20 protein-coding genes are annotated in these 20,873 nt (G+C 43.0%); all 20 read right to left on the bottom strand.

What is annotated here, in order from left to right; all coding sequences use genetic code 11:
- Nucleotide 1: 1 nt before the first annotated feature.
- The 20 genes from ACN6MY_RS09800 to ftsA all read right to left on the bottom strand — a co-directional run bounded on the left by ACN6MY_RS09800 (nt 2) and on the right by ftsA (nt 20,318).
- Nucleotides 2–1,084, bottom strand: coding sequence for a carbamoyl phosphate synthase small subunit (locus tag ACN6MY_RS09800; RefSeq protein WP_419884129.1), 1,083 nt, complete (start codon nt 1,082–1,084; stop codon nt 2–4).
- Nucleotides 1,084–2,367, bottom strand: coding sequence for a dihydroorotase (locus ACN6MY_RS09795; RefSeq protein WP_419883776.1), 1,284 nt, complete (start codon nt 2,365–2,367; stop codon nt 1,084–1,086). The genes ACN6MY_RS09800 and ACN6MY_RS09795 overlap by 1 nt, the downstream gene beginning before the upstream one ends.
- Nucleotides 2,333–3,262, bottom strand: a complete 930-nt coding sequence (locus tag ACN6MY_RS09790) for an aspartate carbamoyltransferase catalytic subunit (protein WP_419883775.1) — start codon at nt 3,260–3,262, stop codon at nt 2,333–2,335. Before ACN6MY_RS09790 ends, ACN6MY_RS09795 begins: the two co-directional genes overlap by 35 nt.
- A gap of 216 nt (nt 3,263–3,478) precedes the next feature.
- Nucleotides 3,479–4,819, bottom strand: coding sequence for a solute carrier family 23 protein (locus tag ACN6MY_RS09785; RefSeq protein WP_419884128.1), 1,341 nt, complete (start codon nt 4,817–4,819; stop codon nt 3,479–3,481).
- Nucleotides 4,820–5,056: 237 nt separating this feature from the next.
- Nucleotides 5,057–5,602 (bottom strand): bifunctional pyr operon transcriptional regulator/uracil phosphoribosyltransferase PyrR, encoded by a 546-nt coding sequence (gene pyrR / locus ACN6MY_RS09780; RefSeq protein ID WP_419883774.1) that lies wholly within the window; start codon nt 5,600–5,602, stop codon nt 5,057–5,059.
- A gap of 213 nt (nt 5,603–5,815) precedes the next feature.
- On the bottom strand, nt 5,816–6,730 hold the full coding sequence (locus ACN6MY_RS09775; RefSeq protein ID WP_419883773.1) for an RluA family pseudouridine synthase: 915 nt from the start codon (nt 6,728–6,730) through the stop codon (nt 5,816–5,818).
- Nucleotides 6,723–7,193, bottom strand: a complete 471-nt coding sequence (gene lspA, locus ACN6MY_RS09770; protein ID WP_090988067.1) for a signal peptidase II — start codon at nt 7,191–7,193, stop codon at nt 6,723–6,725. Before lspA ends, ACN6MY_RS09775 begins: the two co-directional genes overlap by 8 nt.
- A 185-nt stretch (nt 7,194–7,378) precedes the next feature.
- Entirely contained in the window at nt 7,379–10,147 is a 2,769-nt protein-coding gene (gene ileS, locus ACN6MY_RS09765; RefSeq protein WP_419883772.1) for an isoleucine--tRNA ligase, read from the bottom strand.
- Nucleotides 10,148–10,548: 401 nt separating this feature from the next.
- Nucleotides 10,549–11,052 carry a DivIVA domain-containing protein gene (locus ACN6MY_RS09760; protein ID WP_419883771.1) on the bottom strand — a complete coding sequence of 168 codons (504 nt, stop codon included), beginning with the start codon at nt 11,050–11,052 and terminating at the stop codon, nt 10,549–10,551.
- Between the two features lie 116 nt (nt 11,053–11,168).
- Nucleotides 11,169–11,942 carry an RNA-binding protein gene (locus tag ACN6MY_RS09755; RefSeq protein ID WP_419883770.1) on the bottom strand — a complete coding sequence of 258 codons (774 nt, stop codon included), beginning with the start codon at nt 11,940–11,942 and terminating at the stop codon, nt 11,169–11,171.
- A gap of 42 nt (nt 11,943–11,984) precedes the next feature.
- Entirely contained in the window at nt 11,985–12,248 is a 264-nt protein-coding gene (locus ACN6MY_RS09750) for a YggT family protein (RefSeq protein ID WP_419883769.1), read from the bottom strand.
- 6 nt (nt 12,249–12,254) lie between these two features.
- Nucleotides 12,255–12,710, bottom strand: a complete 456-nt coding sequence (locus ACN6MY_RS09745) for a cell division protein SepF (RefSeq protein WP_419883768.1) — start codon at nt 12,708–12,710, stop codon at nt 12,255–12,257.
- A gap of 15 nt (nt 12,711–12,725) precedes the next feature.
- Complete coding sequence (locus tag ACN6MY_RS09740; protein WP_419883767.1) at nt 12,726–13,403, bottom strand: YggS family pyridoxal phosphate-dependent enzyme; 678 nt, start codon at nt 13,401–13,403, stop codon at nt 12,726–12,728.
- A gap of 7 nt (nt 13,404–13,410) precedes the next feature.
- Nucleotides 13,411–14,232, bottom strand: a complete 822-nt coding sequence (pgeF, locus tag ACN6MY_RS09735; RefSeq protein ID WP_419883766.1) for a peptidoglycan editing factor PgeF — start codon at nt 14,230–14,232, stop codon at nt 13,411–13,413.
- A 76-nt stretch (nt 14,233–14,308) separates the two neighbouring features.
- A complete protein-coding gene (locus ACN6MY_RS09730) occupies nt 14,309–14,569 on the bottom strand; it encodes a YlmC/YmxH family sporulation protein (RefSeq protein ID WP_419883765.1) in 261 nt (86 codons plus the stop codon).
- 192 nt (nt 14,570–14,761) lie between these two features.
- Nucleotides 14,762–15,541: an RNA polymerase sporulation sigma factor SigG gene (sigG, locus tag ACN6MY_RS09725; RefSeq protein WP_071349424.1), complete on the bottom strand. Its 780-nt coding sequence runs from the start codon at nt 15,539–15,541 to the stop codon at nt 14,762–14,764.
- Nucleotides 15,542–15,776: 235 nt separating this feature from the next.
- On the bottom strand, nt 15,777–16,496 hold the full coding sequence (sigE, locus tag ACN6MY_RS09720; protein WP_090988051.1) for an RNA polymerase sporulation sigma factor SigE: 720 nt from the start codon (nt 16,494–16,496) through the stop codon (nt 15,777–15,779).
- 60 nt (nt 16,497–16,556) lie between these two features.
- A complete protein-coding gene (gene spoIIGA, locus ACN6MY_RS09715; RefSeq protein ID WP_419884127.1) occupies nt 16,557–17,609 on the bottom strand; it encodes a sigma-E processing peptidase SpoIIGA in 1,053 nt (350 codons plus the stop codon).
- Nucleotides 17,610–17,820: 211 nt separating this feature from the next.
- Nucleotides 17,821–18,966: a cell division protein FtsZ gene (gene ftsZ / locus ACN6MY_RS09710; RefSeq protein WP_419883764.1), complete on the bottom strand. Its 1,146-nt coding sequence runs from the start codon at nt 18,964–18,966 to the stop codon at nt 17,821–17,823.
- A 50-nt stretch (nt 18,967–19,016) separates the two neighbouring features.
- Nucleotides 19,017–20,318, bottom strand: a complete 1,302-nt coding sequence (ftsA, locus tag ACN6MY_RS09705; protein WP_419883763.1) for a cell division protein FtsA — start codon at nt 20,316–20,318, stop codon at nt 19,017–19,019.
- Nucleotides 20,319–20,873 lie beyond the last annotated feature (555 nt).

Here is a 20,873-nt window from a genome sequence, read left to right as displayed (position 1 = left end):
TTCATTCCCCCTCTTTCTGAGCTGCTTGCATCATGCTAAGAAATTCATCAAATAAATAGTTGGCATCTTCTGGTCCTGGTGAAGCCTCAGGATGATACTGGACAGTGAATGCAGAAAAACGTTTATGTTTTAATCCCTCTATTGTGCTGTCATTCAATCCGATATGGGTGATTTCAAGCTCTTTGCCTTCAACTGATCTTTCCTGGACTGTATAGCCATGGTTTTGGGAAGTAAGGGAAACCTTTCCTGTTTTTAAGTCTTTGACAGGATGATTCGCCCCTCTATGCCCAAACTTCATTTTTTCTGTATCCGCGCCATTTGCAAGTGCAAAAAGCTGATGGCCAAGACATATTCCAAATAGCGGCACCTTTTGCTGAATGTTTTTAATCATATGGATTGCCTCTGGAACATCTTTTGGATCTCCAGGTCCATTAGAAAGCATCACTCCATCGGGGCTTAAGCTTAGTACTTCCTCAGGTGATGCATTATATGGAACGACAACCACATCACAGTCCCTGTTATTTAGTTCCCGGAGGATTCCATGCTTCATGCCAAAGTCAACAAGAACCACCCGTTTTCCCCTGCCAGGACTAGGATATGCCGTCTTTACGGATACCTTTTTCACCTGGTCGGCTGAAATCACCGAAGCTTTCAGCTGCTGAAGTGCTTCTTCTGCATTCCGCCCTTCGTTTGAGAAAATGCCTTTTAGAGTTCCATGCTTCCGGATAATCCTTGTGAGCTTTCTTGTATCGATGCCGCTGATGCCTGGAATATTCTTCTGCTTCATATATTCATCCAGTGACAGCTCGCTTCTCCAATTCGAGGGGAAATCCTCAGCTTCCCGTACCACTAAACCGGCAACCGCAGGGGATATCGATTCAAAATCGTCGCGGTTAATTCCGTAATTCCCAATTAAAGGATAGGTTAATGTGACAATCTGTCCGCAGTATGACGGATCTGACAAGATTTCCTGATAGCCTGTCATGCTTGTATTGAATACAACCTCGCCGAATCTTTCTGAATCACTTCCGAATGCTTCACCTGTAAAAATGGTTCCATCTTCTAAGATAAGCTGCCGTTTCATCATTTTCCCCCTCCAAGTTCCCATGCTGTTATACCTTCTGAAATAGTCATAACCGGCCACCCACTGCACATCTTCCCAATGAATGGGGTGTTTTTTCCTTTGGAAAGGAAATCCTCGCTCCTGATTTCTTTTTTGTATTCAAGGTCAATCAGCACAATGTCTGCCAGCGAGCCTTCTTCAAGCGTGCCATATGGAAGTGAAAAACTCCCGGCAGGTTTTACGGTCAGGAAATCAATTAGCTCACCAAGGGTGATTACACCTGTTTTAACCAGATTGGTATAAAGAAGCGGAAAAGCTGTCTCCAGGCCAGTAATGCCAAAAGGCGCGAGAAGAATGCCTTCTGCTTTTTCTTCAGCTGTGTGCGGAGCATGGTCTGTAGCAATAAAGTCAATGGTACCGTCAAGCAGCCCCTCGAGCAGAGCCTGCTGGTCTTCCCTTCCTCTAAGGGGAGGGTTCATTTTATAGTTAGGATCAAGTCCGGGAATATCTTCTTCACATAACAGCAGATGGTGGGGAGTCACTTCAGCAGTAACCCGGATTCCTGCCCTTTTTGCATCACGGACCGTCCTTACCGATTCCTTTGTGCTGATGTGGCACACATGGTAATGGCAGCCGGCTTTTTCCGCCAGTAAAACATCTCTTGCAATATGTACACTTTCACATACAGAAGGAATACCGGGAATGTCGTATTCAGCTGAGAATGCTCCTTCATGGACTGCACCATTATTAATCAATGAATGCTCTTCACAATGGGCAACAATGGACATGCCAAGTTCCCCAGCCTTCTTCATAGCCCTGAGCATCATTCCCGCTTCCTGGATGCCTACACCATCATCTGTGAAGGCAAACGCCCCTGCATTCTTCAATTCTTCAAAATCCGTAAGCTCTTTCCCGGCTTCACGTACCGTAATGGACGCGTACGGCAGCACCCTGACTGCAGCCGTTTCTTCAATTTTTTTTGCCAGCTTTTCCAAATGCTCCGCATTGTCTGGCACCGGTCTTGTATTTGGCATGGCAGCCACTGTTGTAAAACCTCCTCTTGCAGCTGCGAGCGTACCTGTAGCAATTGTTTCTTTTTTCTCCCCCCCAGGCTCCCTTAAGTGCACATGAAGGTCGATAAACCCCGGTGAAATAAACAGTCCTTCTGCATTTATTATTTCAGAGCCCTCAACAGGAAGATCGCGGCCAATTTTTGAGATCAATTTTCCATCTATTTCGATATCTGTTTTCACCAGGTTATGATTTTCATCAAGCCATACTCCATTTTTGATCAGTTTTTTCATTGTTAGATCTCCCTTCGTTTCGCTCTAATAGTGTCCTTAAAACAGCCATTCTGATAAATACTCCATTTGCCATTTGCTTAAATATCCGGGAACGGCTGCATTCAACTAAGTCATTGTCTATTTCTACTCCTCTATTGACAGGGGCAGGGTGCATAATGATTGCACCTTTTTTCATGCTGGACTCTCTCTTTTTGGTGAGCCCATATTGCTGCAGGTAATTCTCCTTCACAAGAAATGATGGACTTTGATGCCTTTCATGCTGGATTCTCAGCAGCATGACCACGTCGGAAGTTTCTATCGCTTCCTCTATTTCAACATAACTGCTCGCACGATCATCATTAAACCATTCCTTAGGCCCGGAAAAAACTACCTCTGAGCCTAATCGTTTGAGTGCCTCTGCATTTGACCCCGCAACCCGGCTATGTGCAGCGTCTCCAATGATTGAAATCTTCAAGTCTTTAAAACCATGAAACTCTTGTTTGATTGTCATTAAATCCAATAGAGATTGTGTTGGATGATGTCCGCAGCCATCTCCGGCATTGATGATCGAAAGCTTGAGCCTGTCTGCCAGTTCATCAAAGTAATGATCCTGTTCATGCCTGATGACCAGAGCTTGTATGCCAATCGCTTCCAGCGTCCTTGCTGTATCGTACAGAGATTCTCCCTTTAACATACTCGAAGAACCTGCTTCAAAAGGAATTATATCTAGCCCAAGCTTCCTTTCCGCTGCTTCGAAGCTGATTTTCGTCCTTGTGCTGGGCTCAAAAAAAAGATTGCTAATCATCGTCTGGTGTTCCGGCCTCCACTCATCACCTCTTGAAAAACCTTCTGCCAAACTGATGATTTCTTTCATTTCATCAGTGGTTAAGGCATTCATCGTTAATAAATCTTTCATCCAAAACACTCCCCTTTACGCTTTATCTCAAAAAAAAGCCCTGCCATCAAGGCAGGGTGCATATAATAAAAGCTCAAGGCTGTGATGCAGTGAAACTGCGCACAGTATGGACTTTTATTGCTACACCCTTATCAGCCTCTCTGGACTTCCTTTAAAAGGTGAATCTCTGTATTTGTTATTTCAAGTCTATTTCATTCATCCTATACACACATTAAATCAGGAAACTGAGCGGCTGCCCTTTTCATCTAGTTCTGCATCCTCAAAAACTTTAACTTCCTTATCTTTTCCCGGGAGAATAAGGTTAAGCACAATTCCAATCAGTGCTGCCAAGGCCATCCCGGAAAGAGAGACGTCTTTATTGAGCTTTATAAATGCTCCTCCTACCCCAACAACCAGGATGACCGAAGAAATCATTAAATTGCGTTTACTTTCAAAATCTGTCTTATGATCTACAAGCATTCTTAATCCGCTAGATGCAATGATGCCGAACAGCAGGATGGAGATGCCTCCCATAACCGCCTGCGGGATGGAGCTGATGACAGCCGATATTTTCCCTACAAATCCAAAGATGACAGCCGTTACAGCAGCGCCTCCAATCACGTAGACACTGAAAGCCCTTGTAATGGCCAAAACTCCGATATTCTCGCCATAAGATGTCAGCGGCGGCCCCCCTATCAATGAGCCAATTATGATCCCTGCCCCGTCACCCATGATCGAACGGTGAAGACCCGGTTTTTTAATAAAATCCCTGCCGACTACCTTGCTTAATACCATTTGATGTCCAAGATGTTCAGAAAGAGTAACAATGGTCACCGGGAGCATGATGAACACTACCTGCCAGGAAAAATGCGGCGTGTATGTCCCAAAAGGAATCATGAAATCCGGGACTTGAAACCAATGTGCGGTCTTTATTCCGGAAAAATCCACTATTCCTGCAATAACAGAAGAGGCATAGCCGGTAATTATTCCGATTAGGATGGGGATAATCCCAAAAAATCCTTTGAAGAATACAGAGCTTAAAATGGTCACGGCCAGTGTTATAAGTGCAATGGCTATATGTGTTTTGCTGTAAATCAATTCATTTGCCGGTGCACCGAAATTTTTATACATTGCCATATTCACTGCAGTTCCCGCAAGACTGAGTCCGATTACGATAATGACCGGTCCCACTACTATTGGCGGGAGAAGCTTCATCAGCCAGCGCAGGCCGGCTTTTTTTATAATGAGGGCAATTAGTCCGTATACAAGGCCCGCTGCAAAACAGCCAATCATAGCCGATTCCGGTCCGCCGGCAGCCTTGGCCGTTATTATCGGGGATATGAATGCGAATGAAGATCCCAGATAGGCAGGTATTTGGCCCTTTGTAATCAGCAGATAAGAAAGGGTACCCAGCCCGCTTGATATTAGGGCAATACCTGGGCTAAGCCCCACTAGAAACGGCACAAGCACCGTTGCTCCAAACATTGCGAATAAGTGCTGCAGGCTTAAGGTAACCCACTGTCCTGCTTTAGGCACATCCCGTACATCAAGAACGGCCGTTTTTTTCTTTTCTTCCATCATGAAATCCCCCTTATTTTTCAGAAATGAGCCGTTATCTTACAGCCACGGCAGGCATCGGCTTTCATTTTTTATTAAAATTGCCAATGACCTTGCCGGGCTATGGTCTGCCCGTATTATTGCATGAAAAAGACCCTCTTTGTATACAAAGAGGGTCCTGCAGACATGCCGGCCCCTCCGGCATTGTCTGTTTCTCCCCTTTGTCAGCCTCTCTGGACTGCTCGTTAAAAGGGTATACTATTCATTTTCAAAAATGCTTACCTGGTCTGTTGCATCTATTTCCTTTAAAGCGACCATGATTTTTTCAGTTTGTGATGTCGGGACATTTTTCCCCACATAATCAGCTCTGATCGGCAATTCACGATGGCCTCTGTCTATAAGGACTGCCAGCTGTATTTGTGATGGCCTCCCGATATCCACTAGAGCATCCATGGCTGCTCTTACTGTCCTTCCAGTATATAACACATCGTCAATCACGATTACTTTCTTTTCAGAGATATCGGCCGGAATATCCGAGCCTTTCACCAGCGGATTTCCATCTTCTGTCTTCTTCGTTAAATCATCGCGGTATAAGGTAATATCCAGTTCGCCGACAGCAATTTCTTTCCCCTCAATTTCGTAAATTCTTGAGGCAAGTCTATTTGCCAGGAATATCCCGCGAGTCTTTATCCCAATGAGGATGCTGTCTTCTATGCCTTTATTTCTTTCGATTATTTCGTGCGCAATCCGGGTCAGCGCTCTGCGAATCGCCTGTTCATCCAGCACTATGGCTTTTTCCTTCATAGCATGTCGCCCCACTTTTAGATTCTTTTAGTTTTTTAGTACCGCAAATGTCCCAGGGCACAAATAAAAATCCCCATGCCTGAGAGGGCATGGGGATTTATGTCTGGTTATGCTTTAGCATAACCAGACAATCCGTTTTCCTTGCCAGTCTCTCTGGACTGTTTTAAAGGGTCATATAAGTTATTCTTATATTATATTTTTAATCCCATTTTGTCAATTGCTTTTTGAAACGTAATCCAGGACTTCCAAAAATTCTTTCGGAAGCGGGGCTTCAAATTCCATATATTCCTTTGTTCTTGGGTGCACAAAACCAAGAAGCCCGGCATGAAGAGCCTGCCCGTTAATATCCAGGGTCTTCCTTAAGCCATATTTAGGATCTCCTGCAAGCGGAAAGCCGATGTACTTCATATGCACACGGATTTGGTGTGTTCTTCCTGTTTCAAGCTGGCATTCAACATGTGTAAAAGAATTAAATCTTTCGATAACCCTGAAATGTGTGACAGCATGCTTTGAGTTTTCTTCTGTTACCGTCATGCTCTGCCTGTCTTTTTTATCACGGCCAATCGGTGCATCAATTGTTCCGTAGTCATGAGGAATCACTCCATGGACAATCGCCTGGTACTTTCTTGTAACCGTTTTGTCAACAAGCTGCTGAACAAGGTTTTCGTGAGCCATATCATTCTTGGCGACCATAAGCAATCCAGATGTATCCTTGTCAATTCGATGAACAATGCCAGGACGCATGACACCATTGATTCCAGATAAATCGGTACAATGCGCCATCAGGCCATTGACTAATGTCCCTGTTGTATGGCCAGGCGCAGGATGGACAACCATACCGCTTGGTTTGTTCACGACAAGAACATCCGCATCTTCATAATAAATCTCAAGATTCATTTCTTCAGGCAGAACATCAAGCTCCACAAGATCAGGAATCGTGACAGTGATTTCATCTCCAGGTGAGCCTTTATAGTTGGTCTTGACGGCTGATCCGTTAACTGTCACATGTCCTTCCTTTATCCATTGCTGTACCTGTGTTCTCGACCATTCTCCATTTAAAGAGGACAGCACCTTATCAATTCTTTCATTTTTCTGGTTGTCATCCAGGATGTACGTATATTTATCCATTCTTTTTCTCCTTTGAAAGCTTCTCTTCCAGAAGCATGAAAATAACAAGTAAAATAACCCCTATGCAAAGGGCTGAATCGGCAATATTGAATACCGGAAAATTATACCCAAAAATATAGGTGTGAATAAAATCGACTACCTCTTTACGGGCTGCCCGGTCAATGAAGTTGCCAATTGCCCCTCCAAGCATCAGTCCTAGTGATGCACCCAGTAAAGCGCTCTTTTTTCCCATCTTTTGAATATAGTAAATCAATCCAGCAATCACAGCAAGGGTAATCAGATAGAAGAACCACATTTGCCCCTGCAGAATCCCCCATGCTGCACCGCGGTTTCTGTGTGAAGTGATATAGAAAAAATTCCGGATAATTTCAATGCTGTCTCCATAATTCATTTTTTTCACAATGAGCCATTTTGTCGCCTGATCAAGCGCTATAACAAAAAGGGCCAGTAAGTAATATGGCACAGACAATCCCCCAAACTAAAAAAAGTCTCTATTCTTCTTTTTGAATTGTAGCATACTCTCTGTACATTGCCTAATGAAGATTTCCTGCAAACTCGATTTCCCATTTTCAAAAGGCTTGCAAGCCGGCTTTATTACATAAAAAGGGGCACGAGCTAAGCCGTGCCCCTCTTCTATGCTTTTTTTTATCACTGCTGAGGTTCGTAGTAATCTTTGATGACAGAAGCACATCTTGGGCAAAGTGTAGGATACTCCTCAACCTGGCCCACTTCCTCTGTAACATTCCAGCAGCGTTCACATGTTTCACCTTCGGCTTTTGTCACTGTGATTGTTGCATGCTCCAGACTTAATGCGCCTTCTGGTGCTTTTTCGATGTCGCTTACTTCAAATGCAGAAACGATGAAAAGCTGTTCAAAGCTTTCTTCGATGCTGTTAAGCAGTTGCTTGGTTTTTTCATTCACATAAACTGCAACTTTTGCATTCAGTGATTTTCCGATGATCTTTTTATTGCGGGCTTCTTCGAGTGCTTTTAGCACATCATTGCGAAGATCCATGAAGGCGCTCCATTTTTCTTCAAGTGCTTCTGCATTTTCCAAAGTTCCGCCCTCAGGCATTAATGTCAGCTGGACGCTTTCTTCTTCAGCTCCAGGGATATAAGCCCAGACTTCATCTGCTGTATGAGGGAGAATTGGAGAAACCAGCTTGGCAAGGCTGACAAGGACTTCGTAAAGAACTGTCTGAATCGCCTTCCGTTCTGTTCCGTCTGGTGCCTCACAATATAAAATGTCTTTTGCATAATCCAAGTAAAAAGCGCTCAAATCCAGTGTACAGAAGTTATTCACCAAATGATAGATGTTGGCAAATTCGTAATTTTCATAGCCTTGCTTCACTGATGAAATCAGTTTATTTAATTTAACCAGCATATACTGGTCAACTTCCTTAAGGCTTTGCGCATCCACTTTATCAGTTTCAGGATTGAAGTCATCGAGATTTCCTAAAAGGAAGCGGAAGGTATTGCGGATTTTGCGGTATACCTCAGCTACTTGCTTTAAAATTGGATCAGAAACACGGACATCTGCCTGGTAATCAACAGAAGCAACCCATAAGCGAAGGATATCAGCACCAAGCTGGTTCATTACCTTCTCGGGAACCACTACATTGCCGATTGATTTGCTCATCTTCCTTCCCTCTCCGTCAAGTGCAAAACCGTGGCTTAAAACACCTTTGTATGGAGCTTTACCGGTAACAGCAACAGAAGTGGAAAGGGATGAGTTAAACCAGCCTCTGTATTGGTCAGAGCCTTCCAGGTAGAGGTCAGCTGGACGCTTTAGATCGCTTCTTTCTTCAAGAACAGCTTGATGTGAAGATCCCGAATCAAACCAGACATCCATAATATCGGTTTCTTTAGTGAATTCTCCATTAGGGCTGCCGCTGTGAGTGAATCCTTCAGGAAGCAAATCTTTCGCATCACGCTCAAACCAGACATTGGAGCCATGCTCTCTGAACAAGCTTGAGATATGATCAATTGTTTCTTCAGTAATGATAGGGTCGCCATTTTCCGCATAAAATACTGGAATCGGCACTCCCCATGCGCGCTGACGAGAAATACACCAGTCTCCCCGGTCACGGACCATATTATAAAGGCGGGTTTCCCCCCATGCAGGTACCCATTTAGTATCTTTAACAGCCTGGAGAAGTTCGTCCCGGAAATCTTTAATGGAAGCAAACCATTGCGCTGTTGCCCGGAAGATTGTCGGCTTTTTTGTACGCCAATCATGCGGATAAGAGTGTGTAATAAACTCAAGCTTCAATAACGCACCCGTTTCTTCGAGCTTTTCAGTAATCGGCTTGTTGGCTGCATCATAGAATAAACCTGCAAATTCACCTGCTTCTTCTGTCATGTATCCTTTTTCATCAACCGGACAAAGTACATCCAGACCATATCTCTGACCTACTATAAAGTCATCTTCACCATGTCCAGGTGCAGTATGCACACAACCTGTTCCTGCATCTGTCGTTACGTGTTCACCCAGCATGACAAGCGATTCACGTCCGTATAGAGGATGCTTAGCAATCACTCTTTCAAGGTCTTTTCCTTTTACAGTCTTGATGATTTGAGGATTCTCCCATGGAATCGTCTGTGAAACATTTTCCAGCAAAGCCTCTGCAACAAGGAATTTTTCTTCTCCCACCTGAACCACAACGTAATTCAATTCAGGGTGTACCGAAATGCCAAGATTGGCAGGGATGGTCCAAGGAGTAGTAGTCCAAATAACAATTTTTGTTCCTTCGTCAACCGCTCCTTTGCCGTCAGTAACCTCGAAAGCTACATATATCGAAGCAGATTTCTTATCCTGATATTCGATTTCAGCTTCTGCAAGTGCAGATTCACTTGAAGGAGACCAATAAACTGGCTTGCGGCCTTTATATATATACCCCTTATTCGCCATTTCACCGAAGACCTTGATTTGCTGTGCCTCATATTCAGGCTTCAAAGTGACATAAGGATTGTTCCAGTCGCCCCGCACTCCAAGGCGCTTGAATTGCTCCCGCTGATTGTCGATTTGCTGGTATGCATACTCTTCACATAATCTGCGGAACTCAGCCACTGTCATTTCTTTTCGTTTAACACCTTTTTTAGTCAGCGCTGTTTCAATTGGCAGACCGTGTGTATCCCATCCGGGAACATACGGGGCATTATAACCGCTCATGGACTTAAAGCGGACGATGAAATCTTTAAGCACCTTGTTCAGTGCATGGCCCATGTGGATATCACCGTTTGCATATGGAGGGCCGTCATGAAGGATAAACATCGGACGGTCTTTTGTTTTTTCCTGAACCTTACCGTATATATCCATTTCTTTCCATGATTCTTGCATTTCTGGTTCTCTTTTCGGCAGATTGCCGCGCATCGGAAATTCTGTTTTAGGCATCAATAATGTATTTTTGAATTCCATAATTATTCCTCCATCCTGATTATAAACTCTGTGAAACACATACGAAAATTAGCGCAGCACGCAAAAAAAGCCCTCTCATCCCTATGAAAATAGGGACGAGAAAGCTTACTTCCCGCGGTACCACCCTGGTTAGATATAAGCAGGCTAATTGCTTCCTGGCCATACATCCTCTCTAGCATTCGTAACGTGAATGTGACGCCTTGTTTACTTATGCCTTAAGGCAGGTTCGACTTGGAACTCCAGGGTGATCTTCGAATTCTCTTCTATATGTCAGGCTTTCACTATCCCTGTTTCGCTGGTTATAGAATTCAGAGAAATCTACTGTCCCTTTCAACGTGTCGTTTCTTAATTGTGTTGTAAAAAATTATATGCGAAAACATGGCATTCAGTCAAGTTTTCCTCTACATTTCCTCTTCTTTGGTTAACTCTGCAGCATCTGTCTGGTATTCCATCAGGTGATCCCAATCATCATTATCCAGCAAATCAAGCTGTGCAGCAACAAGCATTTTGAATCTTGTACGGAATACTTTAGACTGTTTTTTCAGTTCCTCTATATCCATTGCAATTTTCCTTGCTTTGGTCAGGGAATCATTTACAATCCTGTCCGCATTTTTTTCTGCTTCTTTTATGATGAGCTTAGCTTCTTTCTGCGCGTTCCTTTTCAGCTCTTCCGCTGCTTCCTGCGCTACGATGATTGATTTATTCAAAGTCCCTTCAATACTTGTAAAGTGGCCTAGGCGGTCATGGACTTCGTTAAGTTTATCCTCGAGTTCTCTTTTCTCCCTCAGGATAATCTCGTAATCTTTTATAATCTGATCTAGAAATTCATTAACTTCATCTTCATCATACCCGCGGAATCCTTTATTGAATTCCTTATTATGTATATCTATCGGGGTTAAGGGCATAGGGCACCTCCAAAACAATTTCTCTTCCTTAGACAGAAGCGATTTATAAGGATAACTTCATTCATCTACTATTCTACGTTTCGACAAAAGCTTTGTAAATCCTTCTTATGTGTCATTTATTTTTGGCGGCCCACCAGGATTCGCCATTTATCTTTTTTAGTTTTTCCTTCAACCGACAATATCCTTACACGGCCGAATCCCCTTGCTGAAAGGGTATCTCCCTCCTCACAAAGGACCGATGTATTTTCGGTTTCTTTAAAATTGACTTTCACTTTTCCTGAAGAAATAAGAACCTGTGCCTTTTGTCTTGAGAGATTTATAACAGAAGACAGAACGGCATCGAGCCGCATTGAACTGACTGTCACCATTTGCTCCTGCCAGTTTTCCTGCAAGTCCAATATTTGGTCCATAGATATTTTTTGAATGGAGACCGATGATTTTCCAATTCTTTCAAGGTTCATTTCCAGATAGTGATTGATTTCCTGTGCAGCAAGAAATTGCACAGTTTCTCCCATAATGAGGATATCTCCAAATTTTTCTCTTTTTAAGCCAATGGACATCAGTGTACCCAAAATTTGCCTGTGTTCCAGGGTAACGAATTTCGCAGGATAATGAACGGCATACAAGGATACCTGAAAGTCATCTTCACTTGGAATCAGGTATTCGGGATATATCAGCGCTCTTTTTCTCTCTGCATTTATATTGCCTCCAAAAAACTGCAGGCGTGCCTCATCATCCTTGCCTAAAAGTGAAGCAAGGATATGCTGCTGTCTTGGATCAAGGAAATCCGTCAGCTTTGGAGAATAAGCAGATTTAACATACTCAGCCCATCCAAGCGCTGTATCGATAAAGTCCTTTTCCTCCGGCCTGAAATGCTGATAAATACTCATCGAAGAACCTTTCCCCCATTGTGAATAACATCTATTTTCTGCTTACAGAACCCAATTAAACAGCTGCAGAAGTCCGCCTCTGGCAAATTGGAGGACGAGCAAGGCTACAATCGGTGAAATATCAATCATGCCGATTGGAGGAATGAATCTTTTGAACGGCTCCAGGTAGGGCTCACATATTTTCGATAAAAATCGTCCTACCCAAGTTTCATAGGCCCTTGGGAACCATGACATCAAAATGAAGATGACAAGTGCCATGGAATAGAACTCAAATGCATAGTAAATAATTCGCAGCAATAATCCCATTATGATTTACCACCTCGCTTCTTCATACTCCTCTTCTAATGCAAATCCCGTAATATTTCCCGATACATCGACATTATCAGGGGTACAAAGAAATATATCTGTTCCTATTTTCTGTATATCGCCGCTGATGGCATAAACCGTGCCGCTTAAAAAGTCGACAATCCGTTTTGCCTGATCATGCTGGATCCTCTGCAGGTTTACCACGACAGCACGCCTGTTTTTTAAATGGTCAGCCACTTCCTGTGCTTCCGCATAGGCCCTCGGCTCTAATAAAACGACCTTTGATGATTTCTGGATACTTTGGAGGCTCACTACATTCTGGCCTGAAGAATGGTTTTGATTCGGCTGTTTGGATGATTTTTGTATTCTCGGTTCCTCCATTTCTTCTTCAACCACTTCTTCTCTATACTCATATTCGTCTTCCAAAGCGAAAAAAGATTTGAATTTCGACATCATTGACATAATTTGCTGACCTCCTTAAGAATCTTCGCCAACTAAAGCGGTTCCTATACGAATCATCGTAGCTCCCTCTTCAATGGCTATTTCAAAGTCATTCGACATTCCCATGGACAGTTCCAGACAAGGTGCATGTGCAAGCTTCTCTGAAATGATTTCAGCCTGCAGATCCTTCAGTTTCCTGAAGCAGCTTCTTATAAAGACATCATCATCTGTCAGAGGTGCCATTGTCATCAGGCCTGCAACAATGATTCGGTCATGAATTTGAAGCTCCTTTATAAACGGCATCACTTCTTCCGGCTTCAAGCCGTGTTTGGATTCTTCACCGGAAACATTGACTTGGACCAGGCACCTGATGGGCTTTGATGATCTCTTTTGTATCTCGGCAGCAAGTGATGTCCTGTCAAGTGAATGAATATAATCTGCTATATCTATAATGCTTTTAACTTTTCTGGTTTGAAGAGAACCAATATAGTGCCATACTGGCTTGTCCTTTAATACGCTGTACTTGTTCAATAACTCTTCGTCCCTGTTTTCACCTAAATGCAGGATTCCTGCCTCGAATGCTTCCTCAGCCCGAGGGATGGAGACATATTTGGTGACGGCTATAATCTGGATATCCCTTCTGCTGCGTCCGCTCCGTTCACAGGCACCCAATATCTTTTTTTCAATATATGCAAGCTTATCCTTCACTTTCAATGTTTGACTAATCCTCCTTCCAGCCGATAAAACTCATCAATCGCCCCGTTTTCCCATTATCCCGTCGATGGGAGAAAAACAGGTCGCTGTCACAGCTGGTACAGTATGAAGATACTTCTATTTGGCTTCCCGGTACACCGGCCTTCATCAAGATGATTTTATTAAGTTCCTTCAAATCAAGCTTGTATTGGCCTTCACTGATTAAATTATATGGCTTTTCGTCATTTTCTTCTAGCAATTTCTGCACTTTATCCAGAACTCTGCTATCTACCTTGTAGCAGTCCTTACATATGGACGGCCCGATTGCAGCAAATATATCTTCAGGAGAAATGCCTTCTTCCATCCAGGCCTCTGCCATGTTCTTTGCAATCCCGCCGACTGTGCCCTTCCAGCCTGCATGTGCAGCCCCGATCATTCCATGTTTAGGCGCAATGAAGTAAAGGGGCACACAGTCCGCAAAGCAAAGGGTCAAAAGGATATTTTTGTCCCGCGTAAAAAAACCGTCTGTCCTTTTAAAGCTTGATTCATATTCAGCAGCTCCCTTGCCTGCATCCTCTTGCTTGGCCTTTATCAAATCTGTTTCATGTGTCTGCTCTGCACCAATCCAGCGGGATAAAGGAAAATCGATCTGCCGGGCCAGGATGCGCCGGTTGGCGGCTGTGTCCTCCGCATCCTCTCCAACATGAAACCCCATATTCAGACTTTGGAAATGGCCTTTGCCTGCACCGCCGTTTTTTGTCGTAAAGCCAGCAATTAAACCCGGATGCTGGCTATTCCATGATTCTATTGTAAAGCTTTGCTGATTTTTTAATTGAAAGGGTTCATGCATCCTATTCTACCTCTTTATTTTTTCTATAGTGTAACATATGATGGGTGGCAGCACCCTATAAAAAGACAAATTTCCGCTAAGAATGGATGCTTTCTTTGAATGTATTATGATAATCGACAAGAATGACATCTGCGCCGATTTTCTTAATCTTCCTCCAAGGAATAATTAAGTCCTGCTCTTTCCCGAAAAGACCCATTAATTTTCCGGCATTGGACACAATAATAGCCTCTATCGCCCCTGTGTCGACATTAATTTCAAGGTCAGACATATTGCCCAGCTTCTTGCCGTCTGAAATATTGACAATATCCTTTATTTGAAAATCAGAAATCCTTACCAAATGCAATCAGCTCCCCCATGATACTTTTATAATATATATGTAAGGATTGACCTGACAATGTGGGTTAAAAAAATTTTAAAACACTAAAAACCTGATTTTCTATATAAGCCAAAAAAAACTGCCGCAAAGCAGATAAGGCAGGAAACAGGTTTGAAGATATCCTGAACATGCCCCATATGCTTCGACAACAGTTTATTGCTGAATATTTTTATTCATTTGCTTTATAGCCGCCTTCTCCAAACGGGAGACCTGGGCCTGGGATATGCCGATTTCATCAGCCACTTCCATCTGTGTTTTGCCCTGAAAAAATCGTTTGCGCAGTATCATTTTTTCGCGCTCATTTAACCTTCTCATGCCTTCATTCAAAGCTATTTCATCAATCCAATTACTGTCCCTGTTTTTCTCATCACTTAACTGATCGAGCACATAAATGGGATCTCCCCCGTCATTGTAAATCGGTTCAAACAGGGAAACAGGGTCTTGAATGGCATCCAGTGCAAAAACGATTTCCTCATGAGACACGTCAAGCTCTTTTGCTATTTCTTCTGCTGTTGGTTCTCTTAGTGTCTGGCTCATGAGTTTTTCCTTGACCTGAAGTGCTTTATAAGCGATATCCCTCAAAGAGCGCGACACCCGGATAGGGTTATTATCCCGAAGATACCTTCTTATTTCTCCAATGATCATCGGTACGGCATAAGTGGAGAATTTGACATTTTGCCCTAAATCAAAGTTATCAATTGATTTCATTAATCCTATACAGCCCACCTGAAATAGATCATCTACAAATTCTCCCCGATTATTAAAGCGCTGAATGACGCTTAATACGAGTCTAAGATTTCCGTTTACCAGTTTTTCTCTTGCTGAGATGTCGCCATCTTGCATTTCTCTAAAGAGTTTTCTCATTTCATCATTTTTTAAAACCGGTAATTTAGATGTATCAACACCGCAGATTTCCACTTTATTACGAGACAAATTATTCCCTCCTCACAGGAGCTGCTGTACAAAAATCAGTATTTCCGCGGGAAGGAAAAATATGCACATGCCGATATAACAATATTTCTTCGTTCAGGTAAACTCTTGGACAAACCATTGATAATTATAGCTTTGAGAACATAAAATTTTTATCCTGCAGTAACGGGCAGCAGCCCCCTGCCCGAAGACTTTCGTTATTGCTGCAAGAAAAAAACTTCCCTGAGGAAGTTTCACACTATACCATCTTATTAAATTCCTTTCTTAGCCTTTTGATAATCCGCTTCTCGAGCCTAGAGATATAGGATTGGGAGATGCCAAGCATATCTGCCACATCCTTTTGGGTTTTCTCCTCGCCTCCTGCCAGCCCAAAACGCAGCTCCATGATTTGCTTTTCCCTGTCTGACAGCTGAGTAAGTGCTTTAGTAAGCAGCTTTCTGTCCACGTTTGCTTCGAGATCTTTCGTAATAATGTCCTCATCCGTTCCCAGTACATCGGAAAGAAGCAGCTCATTTCCATCCCAGTCAATATTAAGAGGTTCATCGAATGAAACCTCCGAACGGATTTTATTATTTCTGCGCAGGTACATTAGAATTTCATTTTCAATGCATCGGGAGGCATATGTAGCTAATTTGATTTTCTTTTCCGGGTTAAATGTATTAACCGCTTTAATCAGTCCAATTGTTCCGATGCTGATGAGATCCTCAATATTTATTCCAGTGTTTTCAAACTTCCTAGCAATATAAACAACGAGCCTGAGATTACGTTCAATCAGCATGGCTCTTGCTGTTTCATCCCCCTTGGGCAGCTTGTGTATCAAAATTGCCTCTTCCTCTTTTGTAAGGGGCGGAGGCAATGCCTCGCTTCCCCCTATGTAAAATATTTCATCTGTTTTCAGACCAAGTTTCATCAGCAGCTTATACCAATAATACGTAATACGAAGGATGATTTTTTTCAAAATGATTCTCCCTTCTATTTCGATCTGGAATCGAGTATAAATATTTATTATGCCAGCAGGTCAAGAGACATTTTGGATAGGTATGCCGGTCAGCATCTTCGGGTGGATAATACACTGGTAGCTTCCGTCTGAAGAAAGTTCCTGAAAAGCAAAAGACACCAGGCCATTTTTGCACTGAAATGTTTTATCTCCTTGGACAATTTTTATTTCATCCGGTTTAACGGCAATCAATAGCTGATGATCCTTCCCAACCACCTTGGCAGGTATGATTTTTATCCTGTCTTCCCATGAATAAGAAATTAGCGCCTGGTGTTCAAAAAAACCCTGCGGATTTCGAAACAGTTCAAGCATATCTGCAGGCAGCCTGCTTTCTAAGTCTGTCAGGGAAACAATCATGACAGGCGCCCTGGAAATCGGATCATACAATTGATTTCCGCTATCAATCAAGCCCCTTAGACTGCAGTGGAAGTCCTTGATTTTAATCGAAACTTCCGCCATTTGCTCGTATGCAATCTGCGACATCTCAATGTTCCCGATGGCACGCTTAGAAAACTGCCATGCGAGCGGAAAGCCAAATACCACAAACATCCAGCTCATAGGGTCCCCAAATCTATTAATGCCCTGGTATCTCTCAGGATGCACTGATAAAATATGCGACTGAAAGAAATAGTGCAGTCCAAGCAGTATACCTCCTGAAAGAAACGTTACAAGATAAAGAGTCATAAGTGCTTTAAGCAAGACATTGAACCTGTTAAAGCCAAATACAGCAAGTACCATAAAAACGGAAAACAAAAGCTTCATATAAACTTTATCCGCAAGCAGGTGAAACGGGGTAAATGCCAAAATGATGATCAATGATCCAATCAGCCCCCCAAGGCCAATTCTCCAGGGGGCAGGCCTTTTTTTCAAAAGGACGGCTGACCAATATAAGAGAAGGCAGTCAAAGAACCAATTCAACAGCCAGATAACGTCTAAATATAACGCCAGATTTACCCCCTCCTTAATTAACTGCCTGCTTTTTGTTTCATTTGAACAAAGTATAACCCAGCTCCTCCATTGAAGTGTGTCACTTTTTGTACAGGAAACATAAGAGTTTTTTACACATTTTTTCATTTTTTGTTGAAAGGACACTATTAAAATACTTATATTCATAGCCCGTCCATTTTATGTCTGGCCATTAATCATGATTACCCAGCAGAGACAGGCAAGAACCTGCATTGCTATGAAACAATGATAATCACACTGATAAGCGGCAAGAAAAATAATTCCTGACATGCAAAAAAGCCATCCCTTTAATTTCAAGGAATGGCTTTTATTTTAAAAATTATCTTCTTCTGTTTCTGTTTCGAAGGAAGGTTGGAATGTCCAAAGCTTCCTCTGCCTGATTTTGATTGTTGTTTCTTGCAGGCTGTTCAGTCTGCTCTTTTCTTTCTGGCTCTCTTTTCATGGTTCCAGCAGGTCTTGATTGCTGCTGCCCGAAAGAAGGGCGCATAGCATTTGGCCTTGCTTGCACTTCCACTTCATTAAAGCCTGTGGCAATAACAGTGACAACGATTTCGTCCTTCAGGTTTTCATTAATGACCGATCCGAAAATCATATTAACATCCTGATCCGAAGCTGTTGCAACGATATCTGCTGCCTCCTGAACCTCAAACAGGCTCAGATTGGTTCCGCCCGTAATATTCATTAATACGCCTTGCGCCCCATCGATAGAGGTTTCCAAAAGTGGGCTTGAGATTGCCTTCTTTGCTGCTTCCGCCGCGCGGTTTTCTCCTGATGAGATACCGATGCCCATCAGAGCAGATCCCTTATTGCTCATAATGGTTTTTACATCAGCAAAATCCAGGTTGATTAAACCGGGAACAGCTATCAGGTCAGAGATGCCCTGAACACCTTGGCGGAGAACATTATCCGCCTCACGGAATGCTTCGAGCATTGGAGTGCTTTTATCAACAATCTCAAGAAGCCGGTCATTCGGAATGACAATCAGTGTATCTACTGATTCCTTCATGGAAGAAATTCCGCCTTGTGCCTGTGTGGAGCGTTTGCGTCCTTCAAATGTAAAAGGACGTGTTACAACGCCAACAGTCAATGCTCCCAGATCTTTAGCGATTTGCGCAATGACTGGAGCAGCTCCTGTTCCAGTTCCTCCGCCCATTCCTGCAGTTACAAAGACCATATCTGCTCCGCGGAGAGCTTCTTCAATTTGTTCCTTGCTTTCTTCAGCCGCCTTTTTCCCTACTTCAGGATTTGCGCCTGCACCGAGGCCCCTGGTCAGCTTTCCGCCGATTTGCATTTTAATTTCTGCTTTTGATAGATTGAGAGCCTGGGCATCCGTATTGACTGAAATGAATTCTACTCCCTGTACGCCGTGCTCGATCATCCGGTTAACTGCGTTATTTCCTCCGCCGCCTACCCCAATGACTTTTATTGTAGCTAATTGCTCTAAATTAGAATCAAACTCTAGCATGACAATCCTCCTATTTTGACGAAATCCCGTATATCCGTATTTATTCGATATTATTCAAAAAAGTAACCTAGTATTTTTTTGAACTTAGATTCACCTTTTTCTGCCTGTTTCTTTTCAGTCCGCTCCTTTGGTGGCTGCGGCTGCTGCTTCTGGGGACGGGCTTCATTTTTTTCATAAACGGCCCCTCCCGCTGCAACAGGAGTTTTTGAGGTGTTTTTTTGCATTCTTGCTTTTTTGCATGCGAATTTGATCAGACCGACTGCTGTTGTATACTGCGGCTCCCGGACCCCGATATAGTTTGGCTCAGCAGTCCGTACCCGGTTTTGGAAAACATACTGTGCAAGCTCCAGGACCCCAGGCATTTTCACCACACCGCCTGTCAGCACAAAACCTCCGGGAACATCCTGATAGCCAAGCCGGCTTAGGTCCTCTTGGATAAGATCAAATATTTCAGTCATCCTCGCTTCAATGATTTCAGAAATCATAAGCTGGTTGCAAGGCTGCTGCTGGTCACTTCCGATAATTGGAATATTGAACACTTCATCCTCTGCGGCATCATCATAAAATGCATGTCCATGTTTAATTTTGATTTTCTCTGCATCTTCAGTAGTCGTGCGGAGTACGATGGAAAGATCCTTGGTGATGGTTTCTCCGCCTATCGGGATGACAGAGGCATATCTAAGGTAACCCTGTTCAAAGATAGACAGAGTAGTAGAACCTCCGCCAATATCCACTAGCGCTACACCCAATTCCTTTTCGTCCTTTGAAAGGACAAGTGAACCTGCTGCAAGCGGCTGAAGTGCTATGTCTGTAATTTCCAATCCAGCTTTCTCAACACATCTTAACGAATTATGTAGTATAGTCCGCAATCCGGTAATCAATATTCCCCGCATTTCCAGGCGCACGCCGATCATGCCTCTTGGATCACTGATTTCATCCAGTTCATCAACTTTGTAATGAATAGGCAATACATCTATGATTTCCCTATCGGAAGGGATGGTCACCAGTTCTGCCGCTTCTCTAACACGCTGAACATCATGTTCTGTTATTTCTTTATTTTCGCTTGATACAGCCACTACCCCATGGCAAGGCTCAAGCAATACATGGTTTCCGCTTATTCCGACAACTACGTTTTTAATTTCCATTCCTATCATTCTTTCGGCCTGTTCCACTGCACGCTGAATGGATTGCACCGTTTCATCTATATCAACGATTGAACCCTTTTTTAAACCATCAGATTTAACATTGCCTACTCCAATTATGTTTAACGAGTCATTGACCATTTCCCCAATGATAACTTTTACACTGGATGTACCGATGTCAAGACTTACATAAATTTCACTGCTGCTCATTCCATGGCACCTCCTTCATTATTGAACGTTTTCAGCTGATTATATACCGGTTCTTTTTTATATTAAAATACTTATAGAGTAAAGGATAGTATACTTGTCTGCAAATTACTACCAAAAATATAAAAAAAGGAGCTGACTGTTCTTGCCTTTTGGCTTTTCAAGCCTTTTTTCTCTTGTTAAGGGCAAGCTATTCCTGCCTTTTCAATTGTTATACATTACTTTATTATTCGTCACTCAGTGTCTATTCCCTTTTAAAATTTCAACTTTTTATGATTTTTATAATAGTTTTATGAAACAGCAATAGAATTCTAATATGGGAACTAAGGATTCCATCTCCCTCCGTGCTATGCGGGAGGCTACATACAAGTCTACACCAAGAAGTAAGCCTAGAAAAGCTAAACTTGCCCTTTCCAGGATAAAGAAATATGCTTTGCAAAACTTTCCTGCTGATTTCATCAGGTGGAAGGGCCTTTCGCAGAGCCTCCCCGCTCCCAGGCTTCCGAAGGTTCCGCCTGCAGACGCTGTTCCGCCATGAGCAAAGGGTCTTCCGCTTCA

It is taken from the genome of Peribacillus sp. B-H-3 (assembly GCF_048572925.1).
Classification (GTDB): domain Bacteria; phylum Bacillota; class Bacilli; order Bacillales; family DSM-1321; genus Peribacillus.
This window is presented reverse-complemented; position numbering and strand designations above follow the sequence as displayed.

What these genes read in the sequence shown, in the direction of transcription:
- ftsZ (WP_419883764.1), bottom strand. Translation starts at nt 18,966, where the DNA reads ATGCTAGAGTTTGATTCTAATTTAGAGCAATTAGCTACAATAAAAGTC.
- spoIIGA (WP_419884127.1), bottom strand. Translation starts at nt 17,609, where the DNA reads ATGAAAAAATGTGTAAAAAACTCTTATGTTTCCTGTACAAAAAGTGAC.
- ACN6MY_RS09795 (WP_419883776.1), bottom strand. Translation starts at nt 2,367, where the DNA reads ATGAAAAAACTGATCAAAAATGGAGTATGGCTTGATGAAAATCATAAC.
- pgeF (WP_419883766.1), bottom strand. Translation starts at nt 14,232, where the DNA reads ATGCATGAACCCTTTCAATTAAAAAATCAGCAAAGCTTTACAATAGAA.
- ACN6MY_RS09755 (WP_419883770.1), bottom strand. Translation starts at nt 11,942, where the DNA reads ATGAGTATTTATCAGCATTTCAGGCCGGAGGAAAAGGACTTTATCGAT.
- pyrR (WP_419883774.1), bottom strand. Translation starts at nt 5,602, where the DNA reads ATGAAGGAAAAAGCCATAGTGCTGGATGAACAGGCGATTCGCAGAGCG.
- ileS (WP_419883772.1), bottom strand. Translation starts at nt 10,147, where the DNA reads ATGGAATTCAAAAATACATTATTGATGCCTAAAACAGAATTTCCGATG.
- ACN6MY_RS09790 (WP_419883775.1), bottom strand. Translation starts at nt 3,262, where the DNA reads ATGAAAGATTTATTAACGATGAATGCCTTAACCACTGATGAAATGAAA.
- ACN6MY_RS09760 (WP_419883771.1), bottom strand. Translation starts at nt 11,052, where the DNA reads ATGCCCTTAACCCCGATAGATATACATAATAAGGAATTCAATAAAGGA.
- ACN6MY_RS09750 (WP_419883769.1), bottom strand. Translation starts at nt 12,248, where the DNA reads ATGGGATTATTGCTGCGAATTATTTACTATGCATTTGAGTTCTATTCC.
- ACN6MY_RS09800 (WP_419884129.1), bottom strand. Translation starts at nt 1,084, where the DNA reads ATGAAACGGCAGCTTATCTTAGAAGATGGAACCATTTTTACAGGTGAA.
- ACN6MY_RS09785 (WP_419884128.1), bottom strand. Translation starts at nt 4,819, where the DNA reads ATGGAAGAAAAGAAAAAAACGGCCGTTCTTGATGTACGGGATGTGCCT.
- ACN6MY_RS09775 (WP_419883773.1), bottom strand. Translation starts at nt 6,730, where the DNA reads ATGGATAAATATACGTACATCCTGGATGACAACCAGAAAAATGAAAGA.
- ACN6MY_RS09745 (WP_419883768.1), bottom strand. Translation starts at nt 12,710, where the DNA reads ATGTCAATGATGTCGAAATTCAAATCTTTTTTCGCTTTGGAAGACGAA.
- ftsA (WP_419883763.1), bottom strand. Translation starts at nt 20,318, where the DNA reads ATGAGCAGCAGTGAAATTTATGTAAGTCTTGACATCGGTACATCCAGT.